Origin of the sequence: Saccharopolyspora sp. 7B (assembly GCF_020177435.1) — a bacterium.
GTDB lineage: Bacteria > Actinomycetota > Actinomycetes > Mycobacteriales > Pseudonocardiaceae > Saccharopolyspora_C > Saccharopolyspora_C gregorii.
The window spans coordinates 17885-31372 of the sequence record NZ_JAIUKC010000079.1 but is presented as its reverse complement, the minus strand read 5'-3'; the positions used below and the strand labels follow the sequence as shown (position 1 = coordinate 31372).

The following is a 13488-nucleotide window of genomic DNA, read 5'->3' as shown; positions in this document are numbered from 1 at the left end:
ATCCAGGTGGTGATGATCCGCATGACCGCTTCGATCGATTCCCCCACGGCGGCGCACCCGCCCGCCGAGGTCCCCAGCTCCCGCATCCGCACCCGCGCCGAGGCGGAGGCCTACGTGGCCTCGGTCTGCTTCAAGCACGGCCCTCCCCGGCTGCTCGGCGTCGAACTCGAATGGACCGTCCACCACGCGGCCGACCCGCGACGACCGCTCGATGCCGAGGCGCTGATCGCCGCGCTCGGCCCGCACGCCCCGCGCTCCCTGGTCCCGGACAGCCCGCAGCGCCCGCTGCCGAACGGCTCCGCGCTCACCGTCGAACCCGGTGGCCAGGTCGAGGTCTCCAGCCTGCCGTCCCCTTCGCTGCGCACCCTGCTCGACTCCACCGCCGCCGACGCCGCGCACGTCCGGAGCCGGCTCGCCGACGGCGGACTGCTGCTCGGCGAGCGCGGCACCGACCCGTGGCGCGTCCCGCACCGGCTGCTCGACGTCCCGCGCTACGCGGCGATGGAGTGCGCGTTCGACCGCATCGGCATCGGCGGCCGCCTCATGATGTGCAGCACCGCCGGGGTGCAGGTGTGCCTGGACGCCGGTGAACCGCACCGGATCGCGGCGCGCTGGGCGGCGCTGCACGCGCTCGGGCCGGTGTTCATCGCCGCGTTCGCGAACTCCCCGCAGCTGTTCGGCGACCCCACCGGCTGGGCGTCGGTGCGCACCCGCTCGCTGCTGCGTACCGACATCCCGCGGATGCGGCCCGGACCGGCGACGGCCGACCCTGCCGCGGACTGGGCGCGCCGGGTGCTGGACACCGCGCTGCTGTGCCTGCGCCGGGACGGCACCGACTGGCGGGCGCCCGGCGGGGTGACCTTCGCCGAGTGGATCTGCGGCGCGCTGCCGTGGCCACCGACCTTCGACGACCTCGACTACCACCTGAGCACCCTGTTCCCCCCGGTGCGCCCGCGCGGGTACTTCGAGGTCCGCTACCTGGACGCGCAGCACGGCGACGACTGGATGCTGCCCACCGCCGCGCTCGTCGCCCTGTTCGCCGACGAGTCCACCGTGGACCGGGTGCTGGAACTCGCCGTCCCCGCCGGCGGCCGCTGGGTCGACGCCGCTCGGCACGGCCTCGCCGACCCGGCGCTGGCCCGCACCGCGGCGGCCGTGCTGGAGCTGGCCTGCGGCGAGCTCGACCGGCTGGACGAGACCCCGGAACTGGTGGAGCCGCTCGCCGACGTGGTGCCCCGGCGGCTCACCGAAGCCCGCTGATCGGCGCGCAGTCGTCCCGCGCGCCGCGGCGGCGGCCCGGCGCGCCCGTTCCCGCGATCATGGAGGTGACCCGGTGACCACCAGGTCCCAGGCAGGTACCGAATCCCAGGACGCCCCGCGGCCCGGCCGCGGTGACCTCGCCGAACTCGGCGTCGAAGGGCTGCGCTCGCGCGTGGCCGAAGAACTCGTCCGCACCCGCGAGCGCAGCGAGGTGCTCACCGGCAGCGTCGACGACGACGACCTGACCCGGCAGCACTCGCCGCTGATGTCGCCGCTGGTCTGGGACCTCGCGCACATCGGCAGCCAGGAGGAGCTGTGGCTGGTGCGCGACGTCGGCGGGGCCGAGGCGATCCGCCCCGACATCGACGACCTCTACGACGCGTTCCAGCACCCGCGCCGCGACCGGCCGCAGCTGCCGCTGCTGGGCCCGGCCGAGGCCCGCTCCTACGTGGGGGAGGTGCGCACCAAGGTGCTCGACCTGCTCGACCGCACCCCGCTGGAGGGCAGGCGGCTGGTGGAGCAGGCGTTCGCCTTCGGCATGATCGTGCAGCACGAGCAGCAGCACGACGAGACGATGCTGGCCACCCACCAGCTGCGGAAGGGCCCGCCGGTGCTCACCGCCGACGACCCGCCCGCGGCCAGGGCGGAGGCGCTCCCGGCGGAGGTCCTGGTGCCGGGCGGGCCGTTCACGATGGGCACCTCCACCGAACCGTGGGCGCTGGACAACGAGCGCCCCGCCCACCCGGTGCACGTGCCGGATTTCCTCATCGACACCACCCCGGTCACCAACGCCGCCTACCGCCGCTTCGTCGAGGGCGGCGGCTACGACCAGCCCCGCTGGTGGAGCGAGGAGGGCTGGGCGTACCGGCAGCACGCGGAGCTCACCGCGCCCCGGTTCTGGCGCCGCGACGGCGACGGCTGGCTGCGCCGCCGCTTCGGGCACGTGGAACCGCTGCCGCCGGACGAACCGGTGCTGCACGTCAGCTTCCACGAGGCCGAGGCCTACGCGCGGTGGGCCGGCAAGCGGCTGCCCACCGAGCAGGAGTGGGAGAAGGCCGCCCGCCACGACTCGCGCACCGGCCGCTCGCTGCGCTACCCGTGGGGCGACGGGGACCCGGGGCCCGAGCACGCGAACCTCGGGCAGCGGCACCTGCGGCCCGCGGCGGCGGGCGCCTACCCGCTCGGTGCCGCGCCGTGCGGCGCGCGCCAGCTCATCGGGGACGTGTGGGAGTGGACCTCCTCGGACTTCCTGCCGTACCCGGGTTTCGGCGCCTTCCCGTACCGGGAGTACTCGGAGGTGTTCTTCGGGCCGGGGCACAAGGTGCTGCGCGGCGGCTCGTTCGGCACCGACGCGGCGGCCTGCCGCGGCACCTTCCGCAACTGGGACCTGCCGATCCGGCGGCAGATCTTCAGCGGTTTCCGCTGCGCGCGCACCCCGCGCCCGGGCGAGCTCGGCTGAGCGCGGGATGTGCAGGCACCTGGGATACCTCGGGCCACCGCTGCCGCTGGCGGAACTGCTGCTGGACCCGCCGCACTCGCTGCTGCAGCAGACGTGGGCGCCGCGGGACATGCGCGGCGGCGGCACCGTCAACGTCGACGGGTTCGGCGCCGGCTGGTACGAGGACGGCGGCGAACCCGCCCGGCACCGGCGCGCCGTTCCGATGTGGACGGACCGCTCGTTCGCCGAGCTCGCCCGCAGGCAGCGCTCCGGCGCGGTGCTGGCGGCGGTGCGCTCGGCCACGGTCGGCATGCCGGTGAGCGAGGCGGCGTGCGCCCCGTTCACCGACGGGCGGTGGCTGTTCAGCCACAACGGCGTCGTCGCGGGCTGGCCCGAGTCGCTGGCGAAGGCCGCGGCCGACCTGGACGTCGTGGACCTGATGACCTTGGAGGCGCCGACGGACTCCGCGGTGCTGTGGGCGCTGCTGCGGCACCGGCTGCACCGCGGCGAGGACCCGGCGCGGGCGGTGCGCGCCGTGGTCGGGCAGGTGGTGCGCACCCGGCCCGAATCGCGGCTGAACCTGCTGATCACCGACGGTTCCGCGCTGGTCGCCAGCACCTGGGGCCACGCGCTGTCGGTGCGCCGCAACGCCGACTCGGTGCTGCTGTCCTCCGAACCGTTCGGCGACGACGCGCGGTGGGAGCCGGTCCCGGACCGGCACCTGGTCGTCGCCCGGCCCGGATCCGTGCACGTCGCACCACTACTCGACGAGGGGGAAACGCCGTGACCGAACCCGAACTGGTCGTGCACTTCACCGAGCAGGACGCGGCCCGCGAACTGCGCGCCGACGTCCGCGCCGGTCTGACCGACCGGCCGAAGTGGCTGCCGCCGAAGTGGCTCTACGACGCGGCGGGCAGCGAGCTGTTCGAGCGGATCACCGCGCTGCCGGAGTACTACCAGACCCGCGCCGAGCACGGCATCCTCAGCAGGCACGCCGTGGACGTCGCCGAGCTCACCGGGGCGGGCACCCTCGTCGAGCTCGGCTCCGGCTCCTCGGAGAAGACCCGGCTGCTGCTGGACGCGCTGCGCAAGACCGCGACGCTGCGGCGGTTCGTGCCGCTGGACGTCTCGGAGTCCGCGCTGCGCCAGGCGATCACCGCGATCGCCGTGGACTACCCGGAGCTGCCGGTGCGGGGCATCGTCGGCGACTTCACCACCGAGCTCGCCGCGGTGCCCGCGGGCAGCGGGCGGCTGGTGGCGTTCCTCGGCGGCACCATCGGCAACTTCCCGCCCGCCGAGCGCGCCCGGTTCCTCGCCGCGGTGCGCGCCGCGCTGCGGCCGGGGGAGTGGTTGCTGCTGGGCACCGACCTGGTGAAGGACCCGGACCGGCTGGTGCGGGCCTACGACGACGCCCAGGGCGTGACGGCCGAGTTCGACCGCAACGTGCTGCGGGTGCTCAACCGGGAGCTGCGCGCCGGGTTCGACCCGGACGCGTTCGCGCACGTGGCCCGGTGGGACGCCGAGCAGGAGTGGATCGAGATGCGGTTGCGGGCGAGCCGGGCGATGCGGGTGCCGATCGAGGAGCTAGGCCTGACCGTGGAGCTCGCCGCAGGCGAGGAGATCCGCACCGAGGTGTCGGCGAAGTTCCGGCGCACCCGCGTCGAGGGCGAACTCGCCGACGCCGGGTTCGAGCTCACCCGCTGGTGGCTCGACGACGCGGGCGACTTCGCGCTGTCCCTGGCCACCGCGGTCTGAACCCCGCCCGCACCGTGGCCGCGATCACGACCGCGGGTCGCGGCCGCGGTGCGGTGTGACAGGGTTGGCCGGGTGAGCGGCATGATCAAGGTTGCGCAGTGGCTGGGTCGCAAGCAGTGGTTCGCCTCGGCGGGCCGGAAGCTGGTGCCCGTCGACCTCGCCGTGCAGCGGCGTACCGGTGGCCGGCTCGGCCTGGCGCGGCTGGCCGGGTTGTCCTCGATGCTGCTCACCACCACCGGGCGGCGCAGCGGCCTGCCGCGGGAGGTGCCGCTGCTGTACGTGCCGCACGGCGACGACTTCCTGGTGGTCGGCTCGAACTGGGGCCAGGCGTCGCACCCGGCCTGGTCGGCGAACCTGCTCGCGCACCCGGAGGCCGAGGTGGACGTGATCTCCCGCCGGGTTCCGGTGCGCGCGGTGCTGCTCACCGGCGAGGAGCGGGAACGGCTGTGGCACGAGGTGGTCCTGCCGTTCTGGCCCGCCTACGCGGACTACGCCCGCCGCGCCGGCGGCCGCGAACTGCGCGTCTTCCGCCTCACCCCGCGCTGAGGCGAGCGGGTCCTCAGCGGCGTTCGCCGATGAGGACCGACCAGCCGAGCGACCCGCGTTCCCGGGTCAGGTAGTCGTTGCGGAACCGGCGCGAGTCGCCCAGCATCCGCTCCCGGTCGGGGTGCTCGGGGTTGCGCCTGGCCCAGGTGTGGGCGTTCTTCCACTGCCCGGACTCGTAGCGGTCCCAGTCGTCGAGCGAAGCCGACACCAGGCCGGTGACCTCCACGTCGAACTCCTCGGCGACGTGCACCAGCTCGATCAGCGACGGCAGCTCCTCGGTGGAGGAACCGTCGACGGAGTGCACGTCGCCGATCGCGAACCGGCCGTGCTCCACCAGCGCCGCGACCATCCACTCCATCGACGCGCGGAACCCGCCGAGCGCGAAGCTCGCGCCCAGGCAGGTCGCGACCGCGTACCCGCCGGGCTCCGGCTCGAACTCCAGCGCGGGCCCGTGCACGTGCCGCACCCGGTCGGTCAGCCCGGAGGCCGCGGCGCGGTCCCGCGCGGCCCGCACGAACTCCTCGTTGTTCTCCAGCCCCACCACTTCGGCGCCCATCGCGGCGAGTTCGGCGGCCCACCAACCGCGCCCGGCCCCGACGTCGAGCACCCGGTCACCGGCGCCGATCTCGAGGTGTTCGGCGACCTCGCGGAGCTTCGCGGGGCTGATCGGGTTCTGCACGTCGTGGGTGGATTCGACGATGGAGAAGTAGTCGCTGTCGCTCATCGGCGGCAAGGGTAGCGGACCCGGAGATCACCCCCGCCCGGTGTTTCGTCCCCCGGCTGCGGCGGGCGGAACTGCCGGGATGGATCTTGGGCGCGCCCCGGGACCGGAGCAGAGTTGCGGCCGTGCGCGCAGTCGGACCGCGAGGAGGGCCGATGACCCGTGCGAGCCGACCCGGCTTCGGGGGAGGCCGCCCCGCGTGGCGCAACCCGACCGGCCGTCGCGGGAGCCGCACGGGGACGAGTGCCCGGCGGGCGGTGATCACGTGCTGATCCCCGAGCAAGGGGGCCGGATGGTGTGCGTCAAGTGCGACCAGGTCCGCCGAGCACCGCCCGCAGGCGGCCCGTGTCAGGCGCGGCCGGGTGCGGGGAGACCGACGAGGCAGCGCAGGCACGGCATGCCCGCCGGTCCCGGCGAGACCTCGGCGACGTCGGCGGGGATCAGCTCGCCGCACGCGGTCGTCCAGCGCACGACGTCCGCCACCGGCCCGTCGGCTTCGGCCAGGTGCGCCTGTCGGCGGGATTCGGCGACGGCGCCCGGCGCGTAGCGGACGGCCACGACCCGGGTGGTGCGGGCGGGTGTTCGTTGGCCACCGGACGGGGCGTTCTCCGATGCGTCGGGCAAGCCGGTTCACCTCCGGGGGTGGGACGCGGCCGCCGACGCGGGTGACGCGGGGTAGGCGGCGCCGCTACCCGAGCAGGGTAACGACAGCGGGCGGAGGGCGGAACCTCCGATCCGCGGGCGGGTTCGGCGCAGCGGACGGTGACCGCGGCCGGACGTTCCCGGTGCTGCGCGCGGGTGTTCGGCGGAACGGAGCACGTCCGCCGATGCGGCAGTGGGCCGTCGGCGCACGGCTGAACGGGGCAGCCGCGGCTAGCCTGACCAGCGGTCCGCGCAATCCAGGGGGTGGCTCGTTGGGTCGAGAATCACGCGCGTTCGACGCGCCGCGGCTGCCGCACCGGTCGCGGGCTTCGACGGTGGCCCGGGTCGGTGCGGCCCTGCTGTCGGCGGCGGTGCGCGCGGTGACCGGCTACGGCTGGGCGAACTACGGCGACCTGCGGTGGGCGCTGAGCACCAGCGCCGCCACCGAGGGCGCGACGGCCGACGGGGCCACCGACATCCTGCTGGTGGGCTTGGACAGCCGCACCGACGCGCAGGGGCGGCCGCTGCCGGACGACGTGCTGCGCCGGCTGGGGGCCGGGCGGAACCCGGCGAGCCTGACCGACACGCTGATCCTGGTGCACGTGCCGGAGGACGGGTCGCGGGCCACCGCGTTCTCCATCCCGCGCGACACGTACACGACCATCCCGGGGCACGGCGAGCACAAGATCAATTCGGCGTACGGGCGGGGGAAGGCGGCGGCCGCGGCGCGCCTGGTCGGGCTCGACCCGGCGGAGCGGGAACGGCGTTCCGCCGACGCGGGCCGATCGCTGGTCACCGACTCGGTGCAGCGGCTGACCGGGGTGCAGGTCGACCACTACGCGGAGGTGAACCTGCTGGGCTTCGCGCGGCTCACCGAGGCCGTCGGCGGGGTGCCGGTGTGCTTGAAGCGGCCGGTGCGCGATTCCTACTCGGGGGCGGAGTTCGCCGCGGGGCACCAGCGGATCGCCGGTGCGGAGGCGCTGGCGTTCGTGCGCCAGCGCCACGGCCTGCCCCGCGGGGACCTGGACCGGATGGTGCGCCAGCAGGCGTTCCTGGCCGGGCTGGTGCGGACCGCGACCTCCGGCGGGGTGCTCGCGCAGCCCGCGCGGCTGAGCGAGCTGATCGACTCGGCGCGGCAGTCGATCGTGCTGGACCGGGAGTGGGACGTGCTGACCTTCGCCCAGCGGATGCAGGGGCTCACCGCGGGGGCCGTCGAGTTCTCCACCATCCCGATCCGGGACGCGAACTTCGACACCCGCGACGGCCAGGCGGTGCGGGTCGATCCGGTCGAGGTCGGTCGCGCCGTGCAGGGCGCCGCGCACGGCAGGCCGGTGCCGCGCCAGGCCGATCCCACGGGCGCGCGCTCCACCGGGGAGCACACCGCGGAGACCGGCCGGTCGACGTCCACCCGCAGCACCCGGGAGGCCGACGAGACCGGCGCGTCCACGAGCTCGCCGCGAACCTCGACGACCCGCACGTCCCGGTCGAGCGAGGAGACCACGAGCCCCTCCAGCAGCACCCGCTCGTCGAGCACCCGCTCCACGACCTCGGAGACCACGCGGACCTCGGAGCCGACGACGAGCCGCACGGGCACTTCGGCGCCCCGCCAGGAGCAGCCCATCGCCCCGGAACCGCTCACCGCCGACGGCATCAACTGCATCAACTGACCCGGAACGCGCGACGGCCCCCGGCCGCTTGTGACGTGCCGCCCCCGCCGATCAGCTACCTGCCGGATCGGCAGGTGATCAGGAGCGGATCATCTTGCGCAGCACGTACTGCAGGATGCCGCCGTTGCGGTAGTAGTCCGCCTCACCGGGGGTGTCGATGCGCACCTTGGCGTCGAACTCGACGGTGGAACCGTCGCCCTTGGTGGCCACGACCTTGACCGTCTGCGGGGTCTCGCCGTCGTTGAGCGCGGTGATGCCCGACAGGTCGAAGGTCTCGGTGCCGTCCAGGCCCAGCGACTTCGCCGAGGAGCCCTCGGGGAACTGCAGCGGGATGACGCCCATGCCGATCAGGTTCGAGCGGTGGATGCGCTCGAAGGACTCGGCGATGACCGCCCGCACGCCCAGCAGGCTGGTGCCCTTCGCGGCCCAGTCGCGGGAGGAACCGGAGCCGTACTCCTTGCCACCCAGCACGACCAGCGGGGTGCCCTGCGCGGCGTAGTTCTGCGCGGCGTCGTAGATGAACGCCTGCGGAGCGCCGTCCTGGGTGAAGTCCCGCGTGTAGCCGCCCTGCACGTCGTCCAGCAGCAGGTTCCGCAGCCGGATGTTCGCGAAGGTACCGCGGATCATGACCTCGTGGTTGCCGCGGCGCGACCCGTAGGAGTTGAAGTCCTTGCGGTCGATGCCGTGGTCGCTGAGGTACTTGCCCGCGGGGGAGTCCGGCTTGATCGCACCGGCCGGGGAGATGTGGTCGGTGGTGACCGAGTCGCCCAGCAGCGCCAGCACGCGGGCACCGGAGATGTCGGTGACCGGGCTCGGCTCCATGCCCATGCCCTCGAAGTACGGGGGCTTGCGCACGTAGGTGGACTCGGAGTCCCACTCGAAGGTCTCGCCCTCCGGCGTGGGCAGCGAACGCCAGCGCTCGTCGCCCTTGAACACGTCGGAGTAGTCCTTGGTGAACATCTCCTGGGTGATCGCGTAGTCGATGGTCTCCTGGACCTCCTGCGGCGAGGGCCACAGGTCGCGCAGGAACACCGGCTCGCCCTCGGTGTCGTGACCGAGCGGGTCGGTCTCGAAGTCGAAGTCCATGGTGCCCGCGAGCGCGTAGGCGATGACCAGCGGCGGCGAGGCCAGGTAGTTCATCTTGACGTCGGGGTTGATCCGGCCCTCGAAGTTCCGGTTGCCCGACAGCACCGAGGTGACCGACAGGTCGTTCTGCTGCACCGCGGCGGAGATCTCCTCCGGCAGCGGGCCGGAGTTGCCGATGCAGGTGGTGCAGCCGTAGCCGACCAGGTGGAAGCCCAGCTTCTCCAGGTACGGCCAGAGACCGGCCTTCTCGTAGTAGTCGGTGACGACCTGCGAACCCGGCGCCATCGAGGTCTTCACCCAGGGCTTGCGGGTGAGGCCCTTGTCCACGGCGTTGCGGGCCAGCAGCGCGGCACCCAGCATCACCGACGGGTTCGAGGTGTTGGTGCAGGAGGTGATCGAGGCGATCACCACGGCACCGTGGTCGAGCTCGAACTCGCCGTACTCGTCCGAGGACACCTTGATCGGGTTCGTCGGGCGGCCGGAGGCGCCGTCGGCGGCCGAGACCAGCCGCGGCTTGTCGCCCTCGCCGTGGTGGGTCACCGACACCGGGTCGCTGGCGGGGAAGGACTCCTCGCCGGCCTCGTCGAGCGCCGCGTCGTCGGTGTTCTGCACCTGCACGTAGTCGGTGAGCGACTTGCGGAACGACGGCTTGGCGTCGGAGACCTCGATGCGGTCCTGCGGGCGCTTCGGCCCGGCGATGGACGGCACCACGGTGGAGAGGTCCAGCTCCAGGTACTCGGAGTACTCCGGCTCGTGGTCGGCGTCGTGCCAGAGGCCCTGCTCCTTGGCGTAGGCCTCCACCAGCGCGACCTGGTCGGCCGGGCGGCCGGTGAGCTTGAGGTAGCGGATCGTCTCGTCGTCGATCGGGAAGATCGCGGCGGTCGAGCCGAACTCGGGGCTCATGTTGCCGATGGTGGCGCGGTTGGCCAGCGGCACCGAGGCGACGCCCGAACCGTAGAACTCGACGAACTTGCCGACGACGCCGTGCTTGCGCAGCATCTCGGTGATCGTGAGGACCACGTCGGTGGCGGTGGCACCGGCGGGGATCTCCCCGGTCAGCTTGAAGCCGACGACGCGCGGGATGAGCATCGACACCGGCTGGCCCAGCATCGCGGCCTCGGCCTCGATGCCGCCGACGCCCCAGCCCAGCACGCCCAGGCCGTTGACCATGGTGGTGTGCGAGTCGGTGCCGACGCACGAGTCCGGGTAGGCCTGGCCGTTGCGGGCCATCACGGTGCGGGCCAGGTGCTCGATGTTGACCTGGTGCACGATGCCGGTGCCCGGGGGGACGACCTTGAACTCGTCGAAGGCGCCCTGGCCCCAGCGCAGGAACTGGTAGCGCTCCTTGTTGCGGCCGTACTCGAACTCGACGTTGCGTTCGAAGGCGTCCGGCTTGCCGAACACGTCGATGATCACCGAGTGGTCGATGACCAGTTCGGCGGGGGCCAGCGGGTTCACCTTGGAGGTGTCGCCGCCGAGGTCGGCGACGGCCTCGCGCATGGTGGCCAGGTCGACCACGCAGGGGACTCCGGTGAAGTCCTGCATGATGACCCGCGCGGGGGTGAACTGGATCTCCGTCGACGGCTCGGCCTTGGCATCCCAGCTCGCCAGGGCGCGCACGTGGTCGGCGGTGATGTTCGCACCGTCCTCGGTGCGCAGCAGGTTCTCCAGCAGGATCTTGAGGCTGTAGGGCAGCCGCGCCGCGCCGTCGACCGCGTTCAGCCGGAACACCTCGTAGGAGGCGTCACCGACCTTCAGCGTGCCGCGGGCACCGAAGCTGTCCTTGCTCGCAGGTGCAGTCACGTTCAACTCCATCTCGCGACGGGCGCAAGTCAGTTCAGGGAACGACCGCGAGTCTCGCGCACGTCGGCCGAGCATGCGCGCAGCCCCGGCGGTCTGATGGTCATAACAGTACGCTTGTCCTGTAATCCGGCTCAAGGCCGGGTCCGCCCGAATCGGCCGTCCGATGTTCCGGTTCGTGCACAACCCCGTTTTTTCCGGCGGAATCCCGTCCGGAACGCCGCGGAACGGTGCGGGAGATCACGTTTCGCCCCGGACGCGTCCCGCCCGCCTCGGCGCCGCGCGCCCACCGGGCCGCGGACTTACGCTCGACGCGGCAGACCGCCCGGGCGGAACGGTGCCGTCCGGCGCTCCAGCGCAGGAGGGAACCATGGCCACACGGGAGCGGTCCCGCAGCGGGCTCGGCGGCGAGCTGGCGGCGGAATTCCTCGGCACCTTCGTGCTCATCCTGCTGGGCTGCGGCTCGGTGGCCGTCGCGCTCGCCGGGCTCCCCGGTTCCGGCCGCCAGGAGGACGCGTTCGGCGCGGGCAACTGGCTCATCATCGCCTTCGGCTGGGGCTTCGCCGTCGTGTTCGGCGTCTACATCGCGGGCGGCGTCAGCGGCGCGCACATCAACCCCGCCGTCACCCTGGCCTTCGCCGTCCGGCGGAGCTTCCCGTGGCGCAAGGTCGTGCCCTACGTGGCCGCCCAGGTGGTCGGGGCCTTCCTCGCCGCAGGCGTCGTGCACGCCTGCTACCGGTGGGCCATCGACGCCTACAACGCGAAGGCCGGGGTCACCCGCCCGGAAGCGCTGGACACGTTCTCGATCTTCGCGACGTTCCCGGCGAAGTACTTCGGCGACTCCTGGTTCGGCCCGCTGCTGGACCAGGTCGTGGGCACCGCGATCCTCGTCGCGCTGATCTGCGCGCTCATCGACCTGCGCAACACCGCGCCCGCCTCGAACCTCGGCCCGTTCCTGATCGGGATGGTGGTGACCGCCATCGGGCTGAGCTTCGGCACCAACGCGGGGTACGCGATCAACCCGGCGCGCGACTTCGGGCCGCGGCTGTGGACCTACCTGGCCGGGTGGGACGAGATCGCGCTGCCCGGCAGCTACCAGTACTTCAGCTGGTACTTCTGGATCCCGATCGTCGGGCCGCTGGTGGGCGGGGTGCTCGGCGCGGTCGTCTACGACCTGTTCATCGGCCGGGTGCTCGCCGCGCGCGACACGGCGCCCGAACCCGGCCGGACCGGCGACTAGACCGGACGGTCCGCCCTCGATCCGAGCGGGTCGACCGGTCGGGGGGAACCGCGGAGGTGCGGTGCTCCGGGTGGTGCCGGGACTCGGAGCGGCGGGCCCGGCGCCTGTGCTTCGATGACCTGCGTGCGCACCCTGCTCGCCGCTCCCAAGTCCGCCGGCGTGACCGCCGCGGTCCTCTCCGCGCTCTGCTTCGGCGGCTCGGGCCCGTTCGCGAAACCGCTGATCACCGTCGGTTTCACCCCGCTGCAGGTGGCGTGGATGCGGCTGGCGGGCGGGGCGCTGCTGATGCTGCCGTTCGCGGTGCGCCACGCCGGAGCGCTGCGGCGGGCGCCGTGGCTGCTGCTGGGCTACGGGCTGTTCGCCATCGCCGGGGTGCAGACCTGCTACTTCGCGGCCATCGCCTCGATCCCGGTGGCGGTGGCGCTGCTCATCGAGTTCCTGGGGCCGGTGCTGGTCCTCGGCTGGATCCGGTTCGTGCGCCGCGCCCCGGTGACCAGGCAGGCCGCGATCGGCACCGCGCTCGCGCTGGTCGGGCTGGCGTGCGTCGTGGAGGTCGCCGCCGGGCTGCGCTTCGACCCGGCCGGGCTGCTGCTCGCGCTGGCCGCGGGCGGGTGCCAGGCCGGGTACTTCCTGCTCTCGGACAGCTCCGCCGAGGTGGATCCGCGGGCGCTGGTCTCCTACGGCCTGCTCGTCGGTGCCGCCGTCGTCACGCTGGTCGCGCGGCCGTGGGAGCTGGACTGGGCGCTGCTGGCGCGGCCGGTGCAGCTGTCCGGCACGCCGTTCCCGGCGCTGCTCGTCGTCGGATGGGTCGTGCTGGTGAGCACCGTGCTCGCCTACCTCACCGGCATCCTGGCGGTGCGGCGGCTGTCGCCGCCGGTCGCGGGCGCGGTGGCGTTCCTGGAGCCGGTGGTGGCCACCGTGCTGGCCTGGCTGCTGCTCGGCGAGCACGTCGGCCCGTGGCAGCTCGCCGGGGGAGCGCTGGTGCTCGCCGGTGCCTTCATCGCCCAGCGGTCCGCCCCCGCGGTCGAACCCACCGCCCGGCCCGTCGAGGTCCGAGCAACGCCGGAGCGCTGATCGGTCAGGCCGCGCGGGTGCGGGACATGCGCTGGTAGGCGGTCTTGGCGGCGTGGACGATGAGCCCCTCCAGGAGGGCCACGGCCACGCTGGTCAGCAGGGTCGCCAGGAAGTTCATGGTGGGCGTGCTTTCTGCCGTCGGATTCCTGCTCGTACGCCCCGACGGTCCCGGTGCGGGGTGAGGGCCGGGTTGGTTCCGGGTGACGGGCAGGTGAAGCGGCGGGGAAAATCCGCCGTTCCACCAGGTGAGGGGATCTCC

The 13488-nt window shown here is 73.3% G+C and carries 11 protein-coding genes; 8 read left to right on the top strand and 3 right to left on the bottom strand.

Annotation, left to right across the window (positions count from 1 at the left end; translation table 11 throughout):
- The first annotated feature begins 12 nt into the window (after nucleotides 1-12).
- From egtA to LCD33_RS13775, 5 genes are all read left to right on the top strand, one after another.
- Complete coding sequence (gene egtA, locus LCD33_RS13795) at nucleotides 13-1260, top strand: ergothioneine biosynthesis glutamate--cysteine ligase EgtA (RefSeq protein WP_374201647.1); 1248 nt, start codon at nucleotides 13-15, stop codon at nucleotides 1258-1260.
- Nucleotides 1261-1420: 160 nt separating this feature from the next.
- Nucleotides 1421-2719 (top strand): ergothioneine biosynthesis protein EgtB, encoded by a 1299-nt coding sequence (gene egtB / locus LCD33_RS13790; RefSeq protein ID WP_224966154.1) that lies wholly within the window; start codon nucleotides 1421-1423, stop codon nucleotides 2717-2719.
- 7 nt (nucleotides 2720-2726) lie between these two features.
- A complete protein-coding gene (gene egtC / locus LCD33_RS13785) occupies nucleotides 2727-3485 on the top strand; it encodes an ergothioneine biosynthesis protein EgtC (protein ID WP_224966145.1) in 759 nt (252 codons plus the stop codon).
- The gene (gene egtD, locus LCD33_RS13780; protein ID WP_224966144.1) at nucleotides 3482-4453 is read left to right on the top strand and encodes an L-histidine N(alpha)-methyltransferase; all 972 of its coding nucleotides are present in this window, start codon (nucleotides 3482-3484) and stop codon (nucleotides 4451-4453) included. The genes egtC and egtD overlap by 4 nt, the downstream gene beginning before the upstream one ends.
- 81 nt (nucleotides 4454-4534) lie before the next feature.
- Nucleotides 4535-4999, top strand: coding sequence for a nitroreductase/quinone reductase family protein (locus LCD33_RS13775; RefSeq protein WP_224957409.1), 465 nt, complete (start codon nucleotides 4535-4537; stop codon nucleotides 4997-4999).
- A gap of 13 nt (nucleotides 5000-5012) precedes the next feature.
- Here LCD33_RS13775 and LCD33_RS13770 read toward each other — a convergent pair whose 3' ends face one another.
- Both LCD33_RS13770 and LCD33_RS13765 read right to left on the bottom strand, forming a co-directional pair.
- On the bottom strand, nucleotides 5013-5723 hold the full coding sequence (locus tag LCD33_RS13770) for a cyclopropane-fatty-acyl-phospholipid synthase family protein (protein ID WP_224966143.1): 711 nt from the start codon (nucleotides 5721-5723) through the stop codon (nucleotides 5013-5015).
- 345 nt (nucleotides 5724-6068) lie between these two features.
- Complete coding sequence (locus tag LCD33_RS13765; RefSeq protein ID WP_224957412.1) at nucleotides 6069-6344, bottom strand: hypothetical protein; 276 nt, start codon at nucleotides 6342-6344, stop codon at nucleotides 6069-6071.
- 290 nt (nucleotides 6345-6634) lie between these two features.
- Here LCD33_RS13765 and LCD33_RS13760 point away from each other — a divergent pair, with 290 nt between their 5' ends.
- Nucleotides 6635-8029, top strand: coding sequence for an LCP family protein (locus tag LCD33_RS13760; RefSeq protein WP_224957415.1), 1395 nt, complete (start codon nucleotides 6635-6637; stop codon nucleotides 8027-8029).
- Nucleotides 8030-8107: 78 nt separating this feature from the next.
- Here LCD33_RS13760 and LCD33_RS13755 read toward each other — a convergent pair whose 3' ends face one another.
- Nucleotides 8108-10930, bottom strand: coding sequence for an aconitate hydratase (locus tag LCD33_RS13755; protein ID WP_224966140.1), 2823 nt, complete (start codon nucleotides 10928-10930; stop codon nucleotides 8108-8110).
- Between the two features lie 355 nt (nucleotides 10931-11285).
- Here LCD33_RS13755 and LCD33_RS13750 point away from each other — a divergent pair, with 355 nt between their 5' ends.
- Together LCD33_RS13750 and LCD33_RS13745 are read left to right on the top strand one after the other, a co-directional pair.
- On the top strand, nucleotides 11286-12155 hold the full coding sequence (locus tag LCD33_RS13750; RefSeq protein WP_224966139.1) for an MIP/aquaporin family protein: 870 nt from the start codon (nucleotides 11286-11288) through the stop codon (nucleotides 12153-12155).
- A 114-nt stretch (nucleotides 12156-12269) separates the two neighbouring features.
- The gene (locus LCD33_RS13745) at nucleotides 12270-13229 is read left to right on the top strand and encodes a DMT family transporter (protein ID WP_224957419.1); all 960 of its coding nucleotides are present in this window, start codon (nucleotides 12270-12272) and stop codon (nucleotides 13227-13229) included.
- Nucleotides 13230-13488: the final 259 nt, after the last annotated feature.